Raw genomic sequence first — 21,186 nt, forward strand, 5'->3', positions numbered from 1 at the left:
TCACGGATAATTGAAAATACTACGGCGGTTAAAACCGCCCGTGTCGCTTTCCTCTAGTAGGGTCGAGGTGAGCATTTCTGCTCTACCCCTCCCGTCCGAAACCGTGCTTGATAGTTTCCCATCACACGGCTACTCAATGTATTATCTATTGTCAGTAGACCTCTTTTGCTTTAGGGATTATTGATAGGATGTCCTCTACCCAAAGGTAATTGACTTTTTTGTAGAATTTATCTAAATCTTTAAGGGATTTAGATATTTCATTTTTCCTAATTTCAATAAGGTCTAAAGCAGTTTTCTGGTCGTGGCAGTGTCCGTGTAAGAGTTGAAGATTTTTGTATTCATCTCTACCACCAAGTGAGGTAGGTACGATATGGTCTTCTTCAAGGATGTCTCCCTCACGAAAATGATATCCGCACCATTTACACTTACCTTTTTGTTGTTTAAGCAGAATTGCTTTTCTACGAGGTAGGTCTGGGTTTTTACCCATTCTGGTACTCCAGTAAACTAGGTTGCCGTCATATGGGCTACTTTCGCCTTTGACTTTTACGTATTTAGTAGTATTACTACTGTAGTCACTATGTAAAAGTAAACGTAGAGGGTTTGTGTTTCCTTCTTTTGCTGCGAATATCCAGTTTCTCTTACCGATTTTTATGTAATACCTTTTCTCAGCATCCTTGAGAGTTTTACATCGGTATTTCCCCCAAGCTCGTAGTTTTTGAAAAACCAGGTAGTCTTGTTTAGGAAACTCTTTGACCGTTTGAGCATCAGAGAATTCGTAATATTGACACCATCCCCTTATTACTGGATTTAACTCTAGTATTAGTTGGGTTTGTGGAGAACTTTTATGTTTCCTAATGATGCTTTTGATATTTCTTTGATGTTCTTTGGTAGCTTCTTTTGTTGGGGTAATGAGCGTTTTAAAACCCAATATTTCTCCATTGCTCTTTTTTCCAGAGACATATTTACCGCACGGGAATTGTTGAATATGATATCCAAGAAAATCAAATCCGGCTTCAATGTCTTTACTTGCTGAGTTAACAAGGGTATGAGCAATTCTGGTTTTAGAGGGTTTTAATTCGAGTCCTATGCCTTTTAACCATTCTGATATTAATCCTTGACATCTTTGGATAACATATAAATCCCGATGAAAAACCACAAAATCATCGGCATATCTAATGAAAGTTAGTGACCGTACTTTCTCTTGCCAACTAATCTGGTTGCCTTTATAATTTCTCATATCGAGAGATTTGGCAAAATTGTTTAACATCGATTCTAGTCCGTGTAAGGCTATATTCGCGAGTAGTGGCGAGATACATCCCCCTTGCGGCGTTCCTTGCGATGTGGCGGTGAATACTCCTTTATCAATAACCCCAGATTTGAGCCAAGTTTTTATTTGTTGCCTGACTTTGCCTCTAAGATTGAGCTTTTGAAGTAAAGAAAAATGGTTGATTCTATCGAAGCATTTAGCAATATCGGCATCTAGAACATATTTTTCTTTGCCTTGAATTGCTTTTTTGATACTCCAGACAGCATCATGGCATGACCTTCCGGGTCTAAAACCAAAACTATTAGGTTCAAATAGTGCTTCCCATTCGGGTTCTAAGCTTGATTTGACAATAGTTTGTAGACAACGGTCGTATATTGTAGGTATTCCTAGAGGACGCTTCTCTTCTCTTCCGGGTTTGGGTATCCATACTCTACGAGTTGGTTTACTCCGAGCCGTTATTTTGAGATTTCCTATGAGGTTCATACGTTCTTCTGGGGATAGTGATTTAACTCCATCCACTCCTGCCGTCTTTTTTCCCCTGTTATCTTGAGTTACCTTACGAACCGCTAATGCCTTATTAGACCAAGACCTCATTAATGTTTTTTGGAGTTTGCGAACTAGTTTTACATCCCCACGACGGGAGGCAGCATAGATGCGCTTTTGTAACTTGAAAACATATCTTTCAACTTTTCGCCAATTGATATTCTTCCATCCCACAATATTCATTTCTGAATTTGTCTTAGGCTTATACATTACTACTTGTACCTCTAGCTTTCGATACATTGCGGGTCATGTCGGCATATCCCGGAAGTTACTCCATCCCTTTTTCGGCATTAATTGTTAGTTCAATTTGGGCGTTTGCTTTTTGACCCATCTCTTCCAATCTCACCTTATGGCTTGACAACCTACCATTGCTGGAGATGAGATTGGGTTACTTCGTTCCTACATTTCATTACTGAATATTAGGGAGTATTCAGTTGATTAGTGTTCTTTAGGGTACATCTATCCGCCTATGTGAACTGAAAGTGCGTTGCATGAAAACCTAAGTCATGCAATTTGTAGTTCTGCCTGTCGTTTCAGGCGCAAGGGGTGGTTTTTAATCCACTAGCTTATATCCCTTGCTCGTCTTTTGAGACGGTTCAGTAGATGTTTTGATTTCTACCCCACGATGTCCTTTTCCTTGATATAATCTCAGTCCAGGGTCGGATATGGAACACATACTAGCGGTTAGGCGTTTTCAGCAATTGTCGCGCTGTCCGCGTTCAGTCCCGCATACTACTTCTGGGTGTCACTCCAGACGTAGGGGAAACTCCTCTCTTTCCTCACGGAAAGGGGCGCTCTGTGTTTTTCAACCCGCACTAGGTTGTAAGGATTTGGTTTTCTAGGATACTCACCTCACCTTAATGAAAATGTAAGTTATCATTTTCTTCAAAGAAGAAAAAGCCTCTCATCCCCCCGTGAATGGGTTTCGAGAGAACGAATCGCACCAGGTCTTAAGACGCTGAGTTTCCCGCTTTCCGCGTATTTCGTATGAGGAAGCATTGCAACGCGCCAATGAAAATAGATATCATGTTTTGAATTACCTAACACATAACAAGTCCAAAGTCCGCGCAATCCCTGAGTTAAGGCTTTATTTGGCAACCAAAATCCTTCTGTAGGAAGAGAGGGTTAGGATTTATTTTTGCGTAATCGAACGGGAGAAGCTGGATTAAAAGGTGAAATAAAAGGATTGGGAGTGGGTGGTTTCTCTTTAACACTAATCGCAAAACTTTTTCGCTGAGCTTCCCGCGTACCATATTTATCGGTTACGGAAAGCGTAATTGGAGATGGAAAGTTTTTGATCGTGTCAAGTTCTTTTGTCCCCACTAACGGAACTTTATACTGATAAGGAAGTAATTCAACTTGAATATCTTCACCTTCTACTTTCCAAGTTAGTATCGCCTTTTCTCCTTCATTTAAAACTTGATTAAGTTGTTCACTACCGTTGATTTTAAAAAAGACGATTTTAAATGGTTTCGCAATGACTTCAATTGTGTTTTCAATATTTTTAGTACTTATTCTATCATTGACATTTTGAGTATAAGCTTTTAATTCATAAATGAAATTTCCGATATTTATTGCAGGTAAGGAAATTTTACATTTAGTTTGCTTACCTTGTTTCTCACAATTGTCTTTGAGTTTTGGGTCATCAAATGTACTGCTTTTGAATTTAAAAGACTTTGGCTGTCCTACTTGTGTTTTTTCATCAACCTTAGTAATAATTTCTATTTTATCAAGTAATTCTGGACGGTTAACCGTCCAACTTAAAATTACATTTTCTCCTTTTTGATATTTGATTTTATCTGTTTTTAAATCGGCAATTTCTGCAATTGGCTTCTCTCTAATTTCTACATTAGTAATTAGAATTGCATTTTGAATTCTTTGAGAAAATAGTGATTGTCTCTGAGGATATGAAGCTTTAATCTCAAAAACATATTTTTCCTTAGCTGTAATTCCAGTTTTTAATCGGTTACAAACTAATTCTTCCTGAGATGTTACCCGACAAAGAGGATTTCCATTCTGATTAACTTTGATTAATTCACTAATATTTTTATTTAATATCAGCTTATTACTGGGTGGTTGCGTAGTTGCGATCGCTAAACTTTTTAATTGTTTATAATTAGCAATTTTCCAGCTTAAACGAACTTCATCTCCCTCAATAAGTGTGCGATTTTCCGCTCTGAATTCTTCAATTTTTAAAGGTTCGGGGTATAAATATTTCCAAATTAAAAATGTCACAGTTGCTGTTAACCCAAGTCCTACTAATATTAATAGCAAAAGTTGCCAAAAAGGACGTGGTTTCCATTCTAAAACAGCTTGGGGTAATTTACTAGGTATAGGTAATTCTTGTTTGTCGTGAACATCAACTTGAAAGTTAATAATTAAAGGTTGTCCTCTCCACGGTCGTCTCCACCAAGGTCTTGGTTTGACGGTTAGATTTGCTTCTGCACTTTTACTTGGCAACAATTTTACTTCTGTTGGTTCAAATTGATAAATACAAAGCTCTTCTTCATCTCTGCTTCTAGCACTAAGATGTAGTTCTCGCACCAAGTTACCTTGGTTGTTCAATCTTAATTGATATTTCCCAAGTTTGCGGCTGACTTTGCCTAAAATAGTATTTAATTCTATATTGAGTTGATAATCTGTTGGAATCTGGATATAGACCAAATCTAACAATATTAAATCTGGATTATTTTCTGAGTGTAAACGGATAGTAGGTGAATAGTTACCAGCAAGAGTATTAATAGGTGGTCGAAATTCTAATAATATTTGACCTTCAGAAATTGGATTGAGTTCGAGTGCGCTGACTTCAACTAATCCAGCTGCTTCTACTCCAGTTTCAGGATAGGATATTCTCAACCACTCTTCATCTAATTCTGGACAAGTTAAGTAGAAACGGTCTACACGAGTAGAGCGATTTTCAACTTTGACTGTCACTTGTAATTGATTGGGTTTATAAATCAGTGGTTTGCTGGGGTTGGTAGCTGGCTGAATTGAAAAAGTTGGGTCGTTTGCTCGAATTACCGTTTGTTCTTTGAGTAAAACCTTGATTTGTCCGGGAAAGTTGATCGGGGTATCTTGTGGATAATGCTCGGGAGAGTCCACAACAAAAGTATAATCATAGGTTCCCGGCAGCGCATCAATCGGAATTTCTAATTCAAATGTAACTTCATCGCTACTTTCTCCTGGTGCGATCGCTAAACTTGCTCTTGGAGAACTAGACCAGTTACTTATTTTTTCAAATGTCTCATCAAAAGTAAAAAATAAATCGATAACAGCGCTTTGTTGTCCCTCATTAATCACTACTATATTTATTTTCACAGTTTCCCCTGGCATTCCATATTGAATTCCAGGGGGATTAATAATTACAAATAACGGGTTTGATTTAGCTTGCATATATTCTCTATCTTTATCATTTAATACGATGTAGTCTTACCTGAAAATCTTCACTACCACTGATAACAAAATTATTTTTGACATCAATACTATTGATTTTTTTATCGCTTTTATAAATTGTTTTACCATTTGGCGATTTGGTTTTATCAAGTGTATAGTCATCCTTTAAATACCAAACAACAACCCGTCCATCATCTCCACCACTCACTAAATAACTACTATCTTCACTAAATGCTAAACTACGTACAAAGCTTTGGGATTCATCTTGCCAGCGTGCTAATAGCTTACAATTTAAGTCACTATTATCTTGTTCAATTCTGGCAGGATTGCATTGTTTTAGATCCCAAGTTGTAATAAACCCCAACGAATCGGAAGTTGCAAGTATTTTATTCTCGGGACTATTCGAGTTAGGAGCAAAAGCTAATCCCCATATATAATCCTCCTGTCCTTCGCTTTGGCCGTCCTGTGCGGTTTTTTGTACTGATAAATCTTTTAATAAGTTACTAGATAAAATTTGATTTACAGGCAATACTAAAAAACGTCTGAAGTTGCCAGCAATAATCAGACTTTTGTCATCAGGGCTTAAAGTCAAAGCGCGTATTTGAAAATCTGTTAATGCTTTTTGTTGTTTTTTAATGTCAAAAACTTTTGGTTCTGTCTGCCATTGTTCGTTAACTAAACTTCTTGACCATACTCGCAATTTACCACTACCATAACCACTAAATAGATTAAGTGAGTCTGTAGTAAACGCTAAATCTAATACCCGATCGCCGAAATCTTGAGAATCTTGAAGTTGGCTGATTTTTCTACCTGTAGGAATGTTTCTTAACTCGATTACACCATTATCTAAACCAACTGCAACGATATCGTTTTCAACCGGAACAAATCGTAAGACTCTGATAGGATTGTTTGTAATTTCTAATAACCCCTGCGGTTTGTGCGATCGACCACAGGTTTTGAGAGGTTGTACGTTCGATCCGACTGTTTCATCTGGTTTTAAGGTACTAGTGCCGATTCTCCAAACCCTCAACGTACAATCATCCGAACCACTCACAACCTGGGAACTAGTACCACTTACACGAACCGAATTTACAGAGGCTTGATGCTGTGGAGGTGATTGTCTCAACAATAAAGCAAGTAATGCTGCGATTAACGCGGCGATCGCCAGTTGTAACCACAGAGGTATAATCGGTAAAACCTCTAATTCCAGACTTTGAGTTGCAGGGTCGGTACTACCTAGACGTTGGTCGAATAATTCTGGTCTTGCTTCCAAAAGTAAAGTTTTGCCGATGCCAATCCAAGGACGTTTTTTGCTAACTTCTAAATTAATTTTAGCTGTCTGTCCTAAATCAAGATTAGCTGTTTCTGGGTACTTCTTGAACGTACACTTTCGCCAATCCCTGCCTTGAATTTGCAAGTTAATTTCTTGACGCAGGTTGCTAGCGTTTTTAAATAACAATTCATAAACTACCGTTTTAGACTTCCAGTCAAGTAGCCATCTGCTTCCTGGAGGAAGTGTTTGTCGGTGTTGCGGAGTACTAAACTTGATAAAACCTACAGGTAATACTTCAAGATTACCTGCGGCATTAGCTGGGTAACTATTAGGACTTGTAGCCTCAACGCTAAAGGGATAAATTTGACTGGGTGCTTGGACTACAGATGGAGGTTGACATTGGAAAGTCACTTCTGCTTGTAGCCCAGGATTTATTGATAATCGTCTTTCTGCACTGCCCATCAACCAAGACGAATCAATACCAGCAAAACGCAATACTACATTCGCTGGTTGTTGTCCCATATTCCGCAGCCTTACTAGTATATCTACTGTATTAACTGGATATACTTGAAACTCTCTTACAGGTAACTCTACACTAATGAGATTTGGACTTTTATCTCGCTCAATTTGCAAACGCAGCAATAATCTACATTCTCGCCCTAGTTGAGGCGAAAATACTTTGACCATGAGATTAACCGTACCGACAAATCCAGGGATAGGCGTGTTAAAAATAAACACTTGGAATTTAGTGCTACTGCCATGAGGCTGAGCAGCAGCAATTTCCGGTTCGAGTCTATACCATCTGTACTCAGAACTCTGCTTTTCTCCCGCAGCTTCAATTTCCAATTGAAAATTGGCAAAGCGATCGCTATCATTATTAACCGTCACTTCAAAAGAAACTGGAGGTTCAGTCGGTCGAAAAATTAAGTTTTGAGTAGAAAGACTGGCACTTATAAGATTATTTTTCATCTCAGGGCTATTTAATTGGCTTTCTTTGCCCGAAAGCATTTATTAGACTTTAAAAGTAGTTTTTATTTAAATATTTGCTTTATTTATTTGTACTAGTACAAGTCGGCGTAAATAAGGCAACCATAAAAAATGGCTGAAAAGCTTAGAAAATCAAACTTCTTACTTCTTACTTCTTACTTCCGCGAAGCGGTACTAGACTTTGAGCGCTGAAAACTCAGCACTCAGAGCTATATCAATCTTTCATGTTTTTCAAATAATGAATGACTGCTTGTGCTGTAGGCAAATTAGTTGCGAGTAATATTTCGTTAATATTACAGGTTCGCAACAGTGCTTCTTCGCTTGCTTGACCGGGCTGAGGAGTTATAAAGTCTCTTAAAAAAATAACCGCAATAATTTCCTTTGAGTTAATCAGTGAATTAATTGCTTGATATCCTCCAGATGTTGCTGGGGGAATTTCTTGAGTTACATTCAAACCTGTCTCTTTGTATAAATAATCGCTAAAAGTTTGCCATGTTCTTGTTAGACAGTAGGATAAGAATTCTTCATGCTCTACGATTAATTCTGTGAGTTCCGATTTTTTTGTGTCGTGAGAAATGAGTATTATTTGCTTGTTTTCGAGAACTTGAGCAATCTCGATTAGGGATTCTTCGGAAATATCTTCTACTAGGTCTTTTTGGGTTTCTTGACTCTCTGTTGTAATAGAAGCTGTTTCAGACACTAATTCTTCTCCTAACTCTGGTGTAGTTGGCGTATCTAAATTTGTATACTCGTTACTTACAACTTCTATAGTCTCGCTTTCTGCTGTCTGTGTGTCTTCTTCCTGGGTTTGCAAAACTATTTCTTCTGCTTCCGAGTCAATATTATCTTCTTGTGTTTCCTCTTCCTGGGTTTGCAAAACTATTTCTTCTGCTTCTAAATCAATATTATCTTCTTGTGTTTCCTCTTCCTGGGTTTGTAAAACTATTTCTTCTGCTTCTGAGTCAATATGATCTTCTTGTGTGTCCTCTTCCTGGTTTTCTATAAATATTTCTTCTGCTTCCGAATCAATATGATCTTCCTCTTGGAAATCGCGTGTTTGAACAATAGTATATTCAGCCTCATCGCCGGTGGTATTTGCTGTACCTTCTTCGATTGCATCTAAAATTTCGTTGTCTTCGTGCAATTCGGCTGCGTTGTCAGGTATAACGATGTCCGCATTTGCAGGGAATGCTTGATCAGATTGAACAAAAGTTAATTCTTGAGGTGTATTGACAAATTCTTCATCGTTCTCGATTTTATTAGCAATTGATTCACTAATCACAGGTTGAGATGCTTGCGATTGATTTACGAATTCAGATGAAGTAGCAACATCGGAATCGGTATTTTGACTACCTTTCCGATTAGAAAACATTTCTGGTGTAATGATTCTCATTACCGTTTCTGATTGCTGAGAAACAGATATATCTTCTTCCATCATCAACGCGAAATCTCCGATGCGGATAATATCGCCATTCTTCAATATATATGAATGATTCTTTTCGGCGATTTTTCCGTTAATAATGGTACCGTTTCTGCTGCCAAGGTCGCTGAAATAGTAATTTCCGGAGTGAGAAAAAAATTTGCCATGATGACGACTAACATCTTCGCTATCAAGAACTAAATCGGAATCGGGAGAACGACCAATTAAATATTCTACTCCGCGTCTAGTTGTTAAGGAAAGGTCGATTTCCTCTAATTCACTTTGTGTTGGCGAATTGGAAATTTTGAGTTTCATAATAGTTTTTGGTTAATTTTATTAATTTCTGCTACCCATCGTTGACGGGTCAAATGTTCGAGATTCAAAATATCATTTTGCGACCAATGAAAATGGTAGGCAATAAAAGCTACCTCCTCATACAAAGTATCTGAGGGGTAGCTCGTTACTCCCCCGCTAACTCTAGCCTGACTTGATATTCGGTTTCACAATGAGGACATTGCGTGGGGATATATGTATTTCCTTGTTGATTAATCCGGTTGTAGAATTCTCTGAGATAGGAAATATCTCGCAATACAAGTCCTTCAAGCTGTTCGGGGCTAACAGAGTTGAGACTACCCAATCGAGATATGACACGCGATAGCATAACTAAGGTATCGTAAGCTGGGTTTTCCCGAACCTTGCGTTCTTGTTGCACCAAAATTTCATCCTTAGCAGTAGCTAAACGCATCAACCCATTGCGATGCGATCGCTGTTGGCTATCGATTAATCCTTGGGGGAGAATAAACGAAAATTCGGTGCAAAGTGTTTCCTTACGGCGCATAAATTAGTTACTTGTAATTACTAATAGGTTGCTTTAATTACCAACAAGTGCTTCTTCGGGTTCTGTTTCTTCGGCAACATTTACAGGATCATCCAAACCGTTAATTCTACGGTAAAAATATGAGAGATACTCTAAATCCTCACTAAAGAAATTTTCTACGATTGCGGGAGTTACTTCAGATAAAGCTCCCAAGCATTTAATTACCCGTGCTAAGATAATAATTGTGACATAGGCTGGATTAGCTTTGACACGAGGGTCGCGCAAAGGCGCAATTTCATCGATCGCAGTAGATAATCGCATTATGCCCTTGCGATGGAGGTTGCCTTCAGGATCAAGATATCCTTTAGGCAATGTAAATTCAAACTCTGTTTCAAACATAGTCTGCTATGTAAACCTGCAATTTATTTCAGCCTTTGACTCTTTTAAATTCTTCAAAAGCAACTTCCACTTCCTCCATTTCTATCCCAGTGCTACGAGCGTTAACATCGGCAACTTTATAACTAGCTGCCCAAGCACCAGCTAATTCAAATCTTGCCTGCGTTTGTGCCGCTTGATCGTAGATAGTTAAAGAAGCATTTCTCCGTTGAGTTGCCCAGTTACCATCTTGAATTGCTTGGAACCAATCCCAAAACGCCATCGAAAAGGTCAAACCTCTACGCAAAGTGAGATTACCGCTTTTAACATTGCCTGGTATCTTAGTTCTAACCGCTAAACCCTCTGTAGCTGCACCCCATTTGTTAGAAGTGACTTCGCATATTTCAATCGCTTCCTGCGTCCGTTTAAATCCCTGGCATTCCAAGAAAATTCCATCTACTGGCTCGCTGGAGTTATCCAAACTCAGTTCCAAGTAGAACCGATGAGATGTAAGAATTTCAAATTCAGCCACTGTCTATGATTCCTTTAGGTAATAAGGGAGGCATCGGCTGGATACCTCCATGAAATAACACATGATTATTGACTTCGTTTAATACCTTCGTGAACCAATTCTATAGTCTCAGTTGCCATATCACCTGAAGACGCGGTTAAAGTCGGTCCTGTATATTTACAGGGATAACAGTTTTCAATTTCCCAACGGGCTTGCATATTCCCAGCCTGATCGTAAGCGGATACAGAACCAAGTTTACGCTTGCTTGTCCAATCACTCTTACCTCCCATATTCTTGTTACAGTCCTCATACCATTTGTAGAGGTCTATGTCCGTAGTAGCAACTAGCTTGAGGGTAATGTTAGTAAACTTGGAAACTGTTGGGGTGGCTTGACGAGTAGCAAGTCCTCCTTTCGATGAACCGTGAACTTCTTGAGCCGGAGTTGATTCAACGCCTAAACCACTCACTTCTTTAATGATTTTTTGCTCAATACCTTGTGCTTCAAAATAAAATCTTGAAGCAGTTAAAAATTCAGCCATGATCAACCTCTTAATAAATTAAACAACAATAATGTAATGTGGATATATTGGACAAAAAAACTACTCACCTTCGACACCATTCCATTGACTGATACGGAAGACCACAAACTCTGCTGGTCGTACCGGGCAAACACCAACTTCGATATATAGACGACCGAGAATCATTGTTTCTGGGGGATTCAATTCTGCGTCACACTTCACGTAAAATGCCTGTTGAGGTGTTGCGCCAAATAAAGCACCTTCCCGCCAAATTCTTTCTAAGAAATTACTTACCGTGCGTCGGACACGCGCCCATAAATCCTCGTCGTTAGGCTCAAATACTGCCCACTGAGTACCTAATTCCAAAGATTTTTCAATATAGCTAATTAGTCGGCGAACGCTGATATAACGCCATTCTGTTTTATCTGGTTCTACAAGAGTACGCGCACCCCAGATACGAATACCTCGATTGGGAAATCTGCGAATACAGTTGATACCAATGGGATTCAAAAGTTCTTGTTCGCGGAAATTGACTTCATAATCTAAACCTAGTACACCCCTGGGGACTTCATTCGCAGGTGCTTTGTAAACTCCACGAGTTTCATCGTTGCGTCCCCAAACACCCATCATATGACCGCAAGGAGGAACGCTAATGGGATTACCGCGATCGCGTGGATTGGCAACTTTGATCCAAGGATAATAAAGTGCCGCAAACATCGAACGACGGTTAAATCTGTTTAACCATTCTACAACTTGTTGTGGTTTAGAACAGTCGGGAGGAGAATCCAGAACAACCATGCGATTGGGTGGGTTAGGAATATCGCCATTATTAGCACCTTCGCACATACTGATCATCAATTCCATGATGCCGTGAACTTGGTCTAAGTTCATTAATTCCGATTCATAAGCACGCATCAGATCGGGACAAGCCACCATCGTAATTTCATCAATTTCAAACAGCCCACGTACCCCTGTACGGTCATCCCGTACACCCTCAAAATCTGAGGAAAATCTGTCAGGTGCCCTGGGAATTATCGGTACTGCAATTTCATACTGCCCATTTCCGGGACGACGTGCTAAAGGTTGCCCCCTTTGAGAAATATCTTCAATAGTGACAAACATGGAATTACTTAATGCCGCGATCGCATAAGTTGCAAATTGAGCATTTGGTTCAGGGTTCATCGTCAGGTTATCGTATTCTTCAAGGGTTTCATTTCCTCGACTAATTTGAACCTTGAAATATTCACCTGTATTTGGCGGAGCTTCACCTTCTGTACCTTCTGGTAAAGCACGAGGTCCGCTATCGTTAATCGTGACTGCGATCGCGCCAGTAGCAATTTGTTCGGGACGGATAGCAAAGCGTAGAGAAGGACGATTGCCTCGACCAGAAATGCGGAGTGAGGTGGCTTGCGGTTGGGCCGGTTGAGGAGTTCCTGGTAACTGCGTGCCAATACTAGTAATCCAGCAGCGACCACCACCATTCATAAAGTAACCATATACAGAAAAAGGCAAATAGGCGTTGAAATCGGTAAAACCATCAGAATTAGGACGAGCAAAATAATTTAAATATTGCGTCCAATTAGTAACAAGCATCGGCTTGAATAACTCAGCCCCATCACGTAAATCTTCGGTAAAACCAACAAATCCAGCAATTGCTGTACTCACACCTTCTATTGGACGGCTACCTCGGTCTATTTCTTCGATATAGACACCAGGAGCAAAATAGTCAAGTCTAGCCATTCTACGATCTCCAGTAAATTAAGTTATCAATGCGGGAGTTAGTAAGATTTCTTTGAAATTACAATTTTCATTATCGACTAACATATTTACTTGAAGGGGTAAATATCCCTGGCAATTGAGCAACAGCATATAATTGCCTAAACTTAGGTTTTCAAAATAAAATAACCCTTCTTTGCTGCTACTAGTCGATTTTTGTGTTCCCGCTACTTTAATTTCAGCTTCTAAAAGTGGCTGATCCGTTACAGCGCTCTTGACCACTCCTGCGATTGCTACCTTCCTAGTAATAGTTTCAACACTTCCATTTCCCAATTGATTTTGCATATCAAAAATTCTTTCCAAAACCAGAGGTACTACATTGCTTTGGGGTACAAATGGTACTGTCACCATTAGATACAAGGCTGGACGTAGAGGTATAGTTAAAGCACTCCACAAAGAACCAGCTTCTAGTTGTGGCTCTACCGAAACTGTCATGTTCAAGTTGCCATAACCGCGCAGTTCCGAAATTAAAAATTCTTCCCGTAGTAAGCGATGACGCAGTAAAACAGTTATTGCTTCGCTTATCAAATGGTATTCACCAAAGGCTGTTCTATCCCAGGTTGTTAACAATATTGAGATATCAAACCAAGCAGGAAACCACTTAACAGGTGCAGATTGTGTAGTTTGTGTAAGCTGCTTACGCTCTACTTGTCTGCCAGAATGCTGCATTTGCTTGCTCTCGCGAATGTCGTAAACATACAAATTGAGAGTTGGTCCGACCCCTTCTTCCTTGTGATTACTAGGATGGCTAAAGTCAATTTGCTCCGTACTGGTAAGCGAAGTACCTCCAGCTAAAATCTCTGCTAGGGTTTGAAGAAGGAAAATGAGCATAATTTATGTTCAACTGTTTCTGAACCCCATATACATTAGATTAACTTCATTAACCCAATAAGGTTAACTAGACTTTTGTCGAGATTTTATTTGACAAATTTTGTTCAGACGTAATATTAAATTTGTTGTCAAAAAAATCTATCTAAATCAGTTAAACGTGCTTAATTATACTGAATATATGTAGATTATATCTCAATTTATGCTTCAAATACATATTCTGATTGTGATAGCTTCTTTTTTGCAAAAGTATAATTAAGCTCTTGATTTTTTATTCCTAATTAATATTACGGGTTTTATTCCTGTAAGTACTTGTAATTATTTAAAAATAAATTGCAAGATTCATTGTGTAGTGCATAAGTTGATCGGAGTCACATCTATTCATACATATAAGCCGATCTGAAAAATCTAAAAGATTCAGAAGGAAATCAAATAATATCAGCAGAGGATGGTACAGTCAAATTTTGAGAGATTAGAGGCGATCGCAAAAAACTTTACATTTATAAAAGGGTGAGTTCAGTAATGGTAGTAAATTTCTCTCTCCAAAAACATGAATTCAGTAATTCTCCTAATACATTTAGTATAAAAAACTACTGCATTATGTACGCAAAACAATTAACTTATTATTATCCAAGTGATTGTGTGCGGATTGTTTATCACGAATCCGGGTTTCAAAAACACCAAGAATTAGTTCAGTATTTCCAAGATGAACCTGCTTTTTCTCCACAAGAATTAGCTTATTTAAAGTCGGAATCATGGTTAGATAATTTTCCTCATGTTTTTGAAGTTCATGAATTTAAACTGACAGAAATGCCAGACTATTATTGTTATATTTGTGTTATCGGTTATCGAAATAGTCAGCCGGAATATATTCAAATCGTTACGAATGAATCTTTGTCTAAAAATTTACAAGTCCGCTTAAAAGACTCGGCGATAATACTCAGCCAATATATAGAACTTTACTCAGAAAACTTACATCAAAAATCGGAAATTCAGCTACTAGAACATATACTTCATAAAGCTGGTCATCAACTGCGTAATTCTCTGGCATTAATAGGGCTTTATGCACATAATTTGTATTTGCAATTGACAGATACTTCTAGCCAAAAAAAAGCAATGTTCATTCATGAAAATGTCAAAAAAATTGACAGTAATCTGACAGAAATGCTATCCTGCGGTCAAGGAGTAAAATTAAATATAGTTCCCCAAGATTTAAAAGAGATAGTAGCTGAAAGTATAAAAGATTTACAACCAATAATTCATCAAAAACAACTAAAAATAAACATTAGTGAAATATCTACAATACTATTGCTTGACAAATTACAAATCCAACAAGTTTTTGATAATTTAATTAGTAATGCAATTCACTTCAGTCCAAAATTGGGGGAAATAAACATTAACTGGCACACTTTTCAAGAAGAAGTTCTAATCAAGATTTCCGACCGGGGACCGGGAATTCCACCTGAAGAGATACAAAAAGTTTTCAATCCTTTTTACTCACGTCGTGTAGGTGGCACCGGGCTGGGTTTAACGATAGCAAAAAAGATTGTTTTAGACCATCAAGGAAACATATGGGCGCAAAATTTATCAGAAGGAGGTGCAGCATTTTCAATAATTTTGCCGAGAAAAAAGTATTAAGCGTATTAGCTTAAAAAATTTATAATAGTTGAATTTTTATTAATATCATGAACAAGCGGCAAATTTCAATATTATTAGTAGATGATGATGAGCATTTTCGCCAAGGTCTGCATCATCTCTTAGCTTTTTATAAAAATAGCAATTCACTAGCAGTAGAAGTTATTGGTGAGGCAAATTGTGTAGAACAAGCTTTGGAATTGACGACTCAAAAGCTGCCAAATTTAATATTACTTGATATGGAATTAGTCGGTAGTGATGGAATCACAGCTTTAACCAAACTTAAAGAGATTGGTTATCTGGGCAAGGTTTTAGTTTTGTCTGCCCATCAAGAAGATGATTATATTTTTCAAGCAATGCACAAAGGTGCCGCTGGTTATCTTTTTAAAACCTGTGTAGCTACTCAACTGTATGAAGCTATTAATACGGTAATGCAATCGGAAACTTATTTACCTCCAGAAGCCACTAGCGGATTTTTTCGTCGTTTCCAAGCTAATTTAGACTCTATTCATCAACAAAAAAATCGGTTACATTTAACACCAAGAGAACAAGAAGTTTTATCTTTTTTAACTCAAGGAGCTTCTAACGAAGAAATTGCCAAAAAACTATATGTGACGATTGCTACTGTCAAAGCACATCTCACAAGTATTTTTGAAAAATTAGAAGTGACTAGTCGTACTCAAGCAATTGTAACCGCGATTAAATTAGGACTTGTTCAAGCTGAGTAATGACCGATAAAGGAATTTAGATAAATATGCTTTCTCTTGAATCATTTTACAAAAAATATGATTGCTCTTATAATTCACCATTGAGTTGCGATCGCCCTTTGGAAACAGCGCAACAAATAAAAGGTGCTAAGTTTTGTTTAGAATGTGGTTTTCCTGCTACTTTACCAATGGAAGCGGAAATCAAAGGTAATCGGGGTAGCTATCGAGTAACTAAGTATTTAGGTGTAAGGGGTTTGGGTCGTTTATATGCGGGTGTACAGTTAAAAAACCAGCAACCTGTAATCATCAAAGAATATTTACTGCCAGAACGTTGTTTTAATCAAGATGAAGCTTTGAAGCGCAAAGAAACTTTTAAACGGGTTGGAGGAGTCAATTTAGCAGATGGTAGACAGCAAAACTTTCGTTTAATCCAAACTTGGGAAGCGATCGCAGATGAAAAAGGAGAACGCTGCTATTTAATTACTAAAGATACAGAACCATCTCAGACTTTAGCTCAATACTTGATAGCTCAAGGAGCGATGAGTGCATCCCAGGTACGTGAATTTTTAAATAAAGCCTTACAAACTCTGGTATTTCTGCATACTCAAAAACTGCGTTTTCTATCCAACCAAGTACAGAAAGGTTTAGAACACGGCAATATTAATTTGGATAGCGTATTAATTAAATCAGAAAGTAGCCAACAATTTTCTTTAATATACTTTTGCGATTTAGCCAAGTGGGAAAATTTATTTATCCCAGCAGATTTTCCCCAACCCCCAGCTAAAACATACCAAGAGGATTTAAAATCCTTGGGATTATTAGCTTTTTATTTATGGTTAGGGCGATCGACAAATTATAATACTGGTGAAAAAATTGACCCCAAAGAACACGAACTATTGCCAAATACTGATAATGAATTAAAGCAATTCATCTATCGCTTGCTAGGGTTCGATGCTCCTTTTGATGATGCTGAAACTGCCCGTCAAGCGCTGCTGCAACTATCTCCAGAAACCGAAATTAGCAATAGACAGCCTTCAAGAGAGTTACCGCAGGTTCAAAAGCGTTTTCCTATATATAGGGTGTTATTAGGGATACTGGCTTTGTTATTGCTCGGTGGAGGAATTTGGTATTATTTTTGGCGGTCTAGTAAATCAGATGAAAGCAAATATTTTGCCTGGGATGAACTTTTAGCAAATTTTTCGGAAGTTAGTAACGTAAGTTCAGGTAATTTTGATTATACAGGAGAAAAGAATGGCACTTGGAGTTTTATTCTGACACAAGCACCTGAAAGTGAGAATAGATTAGATGATTTATTAACTGAGCCTAAACCATCGGTAAAAGCTACGTTTAACTATAAACATATTGATGTTAAAAACGAGCCTAAAATCCTCATAGAAGAAGTGCAAAATAAAAACTTTGACTTTGCCCTCACGAGCTTAGAAGATATTATTACCGATGATATGAAACCAAAGAAGATCGCCTATGATGGTTTATTAGTATTTGTTACATTCAGTAACAAGAAAAACAGTCTTTCTCAAGCATTGCAGGGAAAGATTACTCTCCAACAACTACGCCAAATTTATACAGGTGAGGTGAAAAATTGGCAGCAAATAGATCCAAATCTTCCGAATCTACCTATAGATCCTTACGTTCCCCAAGAAACAGAAGCAATAAAGAAATTTGAACAATTAGTTTTCCTGAATAATCCCCGAGATATTGCTTTATTTGAAGAGAATATAGTAAAACTCAAAACCGAAGATACAGGAGCGATCCAAAACAGAATGCGGCAAGCAATTAGCAAACAGCAAGATACTGGTATTATCAGTTTTGGTATTCTTAGTAAAACTTGGAGACAATGTGCGGGCTATCCTTTGGCGATAGTTGATGAAAAAAATAAAAATAATAAACCTATTCAGCCTTTATTTCGTCAGCGTAAACAACGTCCGATCCAGCCTTCAGATGATTTATGTGATAAAGCTAATTATTTTGACGTTGAGACTTTTCATTTAAATAAAAGCGCTAGTTATCCTTTGGGCTATCCTATATATATAGTGTATCCTAAAGACAACAGCCGGGAGGCTGCTGGGTCGGTTTTTGCTGATATGCTAAAGACCCGTCAAGGTCAATGTCTACTGAATAAGGTAGGTCTTGTTCCCTTACAACCTATACCTAGTAATATACAAAATAATGCCTGCGAATCGGTGCCCTAATCCAACTTGCGAATATTTTAATCGCGCTTTACCCAATAATGCTAAGGTTTGTCCTTGGTGTTCTACTCCTTTGGGTAATATAATTCCCCCCGCACCAAACAACCCACCTACTCAGCAACCCCCTCAGCAACCACCACCACCGGAACAACCTATAAATCAACCTGCTCCTGATTATTCAACCCAATATCAGCAGCGTTCTTACGTACCACCAACACCACAACCTTACACACCACCACTACCAAGATTACCAGTTCTAAAGCTGATTCATTCTACTGGTCGTGAGTTTAGCTTATCAGGGGAAGTTGGTTCTATTGGTCGTCGTACCCAAAGTATGCCAACTCCACCAGAAATTGACTTAAGTGGTATTCCTCAAGAAGGAATAGTTTCTCGACGACACGCTCGCGTCTTTTGGGATTGGTCGCAAAATACTTATATGATTGTTGATACAAGTGTAAATGGTATTTATTTAAACGGAAACCTTTTGAATTCTGGTGTTTCATATCGCTTATCAAATGGCGATTTATTACAACTCGGACAAGATAATCTCATAGTTTTTAAAGTAGTTGTTATGTAGTTTCTTAAAAGAAACTGTGGTTTTTAATAAAGAACTCACGCTATATTATTTAGATATATAAAGTTATTAGCGCGAAAAATATGATAAATATTGACAAAAATTTATATATTCAATTCAATAGTGCATCGAGATATTTTTTGATTTAGCTAAAGCTAGACTTTCGGCTAATTTTGATTATTAGAAACTACCTTTAGTCTAGATATTATATTAATACGAATAGGTAGTATTATATGGACTTAGAAGCAAAAGAAGCTTTTTTCACTTTTCTTGGAGATGTTGGAGGTACAACAGGGTACGCATATATTTCTACAATATCTGATGCTAGCAAAGTTGCCCAAACCGCAGCTATATACCTCAACGACTCATTGCTGTTAAGTAAGCTTGCTAGGCGCGTGTATGAACTTTTACAGGAAGACATTCGTTCTCAAAAAGAGAGAGTAAGTAATTATGGTTGCAATAGGTGGTTGTGATGGCTAGTAGTACAAATGGTAATATCGTTCATGAATTAAATTATGTAACTACCAACCGTTTTTATGTAGAGGTAGATAGCGCGATCGCAGCATCTTTTAGTGAATGTTCGGGGTTAGGTGCAAACATTCAAAAGAAGATTATTCATGAAGGAGGTGTTAACGACCAGCAAAGGGTATATTTAGGATATATCGAATTTTCGGATGTAACTCTCAAGCGTGGTGTTACAGACCATCCAGGCTTTTGGAACTGGATAAATGAAGTATTTGATGAACAGAAAAAAACATCTAGACGCAACGTCAATATTTTAGTTTTCAACCAAGCTGGTGAAACCATGATGAGTTGGACATTGATAGGTGCTATTCCCATCGGATGGAAAGCACCTGCATTACAAGCAGATGGGAACGCAGTTGGAATTGAAGAATTAACTTTGGCTTATGAAGGATTGCAGGTAGGAAAAGAAAAAGGTGGTGGGAATTCAACCACACGAATGTCATCCGGATTCTTCGAGTCACAATAATTAACAAGATAATTAAAGAATGAATTATATTTTAAATATGGAAATTATTAGGTATGCCGAAAAACACAGACGATCGGTTAAAATTAGGAGCATCTTTAGGTGAACCTAGCAGATTAACTTTGATAAAAGAGTCTAATTTTTTATCCAGACACAATAATATAATTCAGCCTTTAGCTAATCGAACGCCATTAGTAAAGGCTTCTAAATTTATTTTACCCCGCAAGCATAAAAATTCTCTAAAATCTTTAATCAATTGGGATTATGGAAATGAAAATAATGATTTTACTTTAGCTAATACGCAAGCTTCTGCACTTCCAGAGGCAAGTACCAATGATTACCAGTATTCTGATAAAAAAGAAAGAAATACTATTATTTCAGATGCGGTTCCAAGTATTGAGAACAATATTGTAAATAATGAAAATAACGATAGTTTGCCACCAGCAAATATTATAGATACTCCAATTAAAAAAACTAAAAGCAAATCTCAAACTAAGTCTAAAGCGAAACAATCATCTACATCTAAGAAATCTCAAGCGATCGCGCGATCAACATCTGCTCAAACTTCAGAATCTACCCCAACACAGCTAGCAACAACTACGGGTGAATCATCTCAAAACCTAGAAACAATATCAGATCAAACTTCAGAATCTACCCCAACACAGTTAGCAACAACAACGGGTGAAACTCACAACCCAGAAGCTGTTTCCCCACAAACAATATCAGATCAAACTTCAGAATCTACCCCAACACAGTTAGCAACAACGGGTGAAACTCAAAACTCAGAAGTTGTTTCTGCTCAAACAATATCAGATCAAACTTCAGAATCTACCCCAACACAGTTAAAAACAACTTCGGGTGAATCATCTGCGATCGCACAACCTGTTTCCTCACTACAAACAATACCCGATCAATCATCTCAAAACCCAGAAGCTATCCAAACAAAGCTAGCAACAACTACGGGTGAATTATCTCAAAACCTAGAAACAATATCAGATCAAACTTCAGAAACTACCCCAACACAGCTAGCAACAACGGGTGAATCAGATAACCCAGAAACTGCTTCCCCACAAACAATATCAGATCAAAAACCAGAAGTTACTCAAACAAAGCTAGCAACAACAGGTAAAACTCAAAACTCAGAAGTTGTTTCTGCTCAAACAATACCCGATCAAACTTCAGAAGCTACCCCAACACAGTTAGCAGCAACAACTGGTGAAACTCAAAACCAAGAAGCTGTTTCTCCACAAACAATACCCGATCAAACTTTAGAAACTACCCCAACACAGTTAGCAACAACTTCGGGTGAATCATCTCAAAACCTAGAAACAATATCAGATCAAACTTCAGAAACTACCCCAACACAG

General features: G+C 37.9%; 18 protein-coding genes. 7 read left to right on the forward strand and 11 right to left on the reverse strand.

Annotation, left to right across the window (positions count from 1 at the left end):
- Positions 1-151: 151 nt before the first annotated feature.
- From ltrA to ACM03V_RS33415, 11 genes are all read right to left on the reverse strand, one after another.
- Positions 152-2,020 carry a group II intron reverse transcriptase/maturase gene (gene ltrA / locus ACM03V_RS33365; protein WP_414625109.1) on the reverse strand — a complete coding sequence of 623 codons (1,869 nt, stop codon included), beginning with the start codon at positions 2,018-2,020 and terminating at the stop codon, positions 152-154.
- Positions 2,021-2,935: 915 nt separating this feature from the next.
- Entirely contained in the window at positions 2,936-5,203 is a 2,268-nt protein-coding gene (locus tag ACM03V_RS33370) for a hypothetical protein (protein ID WP_414625110.1), read from the reverse strand.
- Between the two features lie 16 nt (positions 5,204-5,219).
- Complete coding sequence (locus tag ACM03V_RS33375) at positions 5,220-7,445, reverse strand: hypothetical protein (RefSeq protein WP_414625111.1); 2,226 nt, start codon at positions 7,443-7,445, stop codon at positions 5,220-5,222.
- 232 nt (positions 7,446-7,677) lie between these two features.
- Positions 7,678-9,198, reverse strand: coding sequence for an FHA domain-containing protein (locus tag ACM03V_RS33380; RefSeq protein ID WP_414625112.1), 1,521 nt, complete (start codon positions 9,196-9,198; stop codon positions 7,678-7,680).
- Positions 9,195-9,377 (reverse strand): DUF6760 family protein, encoded by a 183-nt coding sequence (locus ACM03V_RS33385; RefSeq protein WP_414625126.1) that lies wholly within the window; start codon positions 9,375-9,377, stop codon positions 9,195-9,197. The genes ACM03V_RS33380 and ACM03V_RS33385 overlap by 4 nt, the downstream gene beginning before the upstream one ends.
- Positions 9,344-9,721 carry a phage tail assembly protein gene (locus ACM03V_RS33390; protein ID WP_414625113.1) on the reverse strand — a complete coding sequence of 126 codons (378 nt, stop codon included), beginning with the start codon at positions 9,719-9,721 and terminating at the stop codon, positions 9,344-9,346. Before ACM03V_RS33390 ends, ACM03V_RS33385 begins: the two co-directional genes overlap by 34 nt.
- Positions 9,722-9,754: 33 nt before the next feature.
- Positions 9,755-10,099 carry a hypothetical protein gene (locus ACM03V_RS33395; RefSeq protein ID WP_414625114.1) on the reverse strand — a complete coding sequence of 115 codons (345 nt, stop codon included), beginning with the start codon at positions 10,097-10,099 and terminating at the stop codon, positions 9,755-9,757.
- A 28-nt stretch (positions 10,100-10,127) separates the two neighbouring features.
- A complete protein-coding gene (locus ACM03V_RS33400; protein ID WP_414625115.1) occupies positions 10,128-10,607 on the reverse strand; it encodes a phage tail protein in 480 nt (159 codons plus the stop codon).
- Positions 10,608-10,672: 65 nt separating this feature from the next.
- Positions 10,673-11,125 carry a phage tail protein gene (locus tag ACM03V_RS33405; RefSeq protein WP_414625116.1) on the reverse strand — a complete coding sequence of 151 codons (453 nt, stop codon included), beginning with the start codon at positions 11,123-11,125 and terminating at the stop codon, positions 10,673-10,675.
- Between the two features lie 60 nt (positions 11,126-11,185).
- Complete coding sequence (locus ACM03V_RS33410) at positions 11,186-12,844, reverse strand: phage tail sheath family protein (RefSeq protein WP_414625117.1); 1,659 nt, start codon at positions 12,842-12,844, stop codon at positions 11,186-11,188.
- A gap of 18 nt (positions 12,845-12,862) precedes the next feature.
- Positions 12,863-13,711 carry a Pvc16 family protein gene (locus ACM03V_RS33415; protein WP_414625118.1) on the reverse strand — a complete coding sequence of 283 codons (849 nt, stop codon included), beginning with the start codon at positions 13,709-13,711 and terminating at the stop codon, positions 12,863-12,865.
- 597 nt (positions 13,712-14,308) lie between these two features.
- On the opposite strand from ACM03V_RS33415, the gene ACM03V_RS33420 reads away from it, so the two are divergent.
- From ACM03V_RS33420 to ACM03V_RS33450, 7 genes are all read left to right on the forward strand, one after another.
- A complete protein-coding gene (locus ACM03V_RS33420) occupies positions 14,309-15,346 on the forward strand; it encodes an ATP-binding protein (RefSeq protein ID WP_414625119.1) in 1,038 nt (345 codons plus the stop codon).
- A 47-nt stretch (positions 15,347-15,393) separates the two neighbouring features.
- Entirely contained in the window at positions 15,394-16,071 is a 678-nt protein-coding gene (locus ACM03V_RS33425) for a response regulator (protein WP_414625120.1), read from the forward strand.
- 26 nt (positions 16,072-16,097) lie between these two features.
- The gene (locus ACM03V_RS33430) at positions 16,098-18,260 is read left to right on the forward strand and encodes a substrate-binding domain-containing protein (RefSeq protein ID WP_414625121.1); all 2,163 of its coding nucleotides are present in this window, start codon (positions 16,098-16,100) and stop codon (positions 18,258-18,260) included.
- Positions 18,238-18,834 (forward strand): FHA domain-containing protein, encoded by a 597-nt coding sequence (locus tag ACM03V_RS33435; protein ID WP_414625122.1) that lies wholly within the window; start codon positions 18,238-18,240, stop codon positions 18,832-18,834. The genes ACM03V_RS33430 and ACM03V_RS33435 overlap by 23 nt, the downstream gene beginning before the upstream one ends.
- A gap of 230 nt (positions 18,835-19,064) precedes the next feature.
- Entirely contained in the window at positions 19,065-19,304 is a 240-nt protein-coding gene (locus tag ACM03V_RS33440) for a hypothetical protein (protein ID WP_414625123.1), read from the forward strand.
- A complete protein-coding gene (locus ACM03V_RS33445) occupies positions 19,304-19,822 on the forward strand; it encodes a phage tail protein (protein WP_414625124.1) in 519 nt (172 codons plus the stop codon). The genes ACM03V_RS33440 and ACM03V_RS33445 overlap by 1 nt, the downstream gene beginning before the upstream one ends.
- A gap of 53 nt (positions 19,823-19,875) precedes the next feature.
- A partial coding sequence (locus ACM03V_RS33450) for a hypothetical protein (protein WP_414625125.1) occupies positions 19,876-21,186 on the forward strand: 1,311 nt, incomplete at its 3' end.

The organism is Calothrix sp. CCY 0018 (assembly GCF_963920925.1).
In the GTDB taxonomy this organism is placed as follows: Bacteria; Cyanobacteriota; Cyanobacteriia; order Cyanobacteriales; family Nostocaceae; genus Rivularia.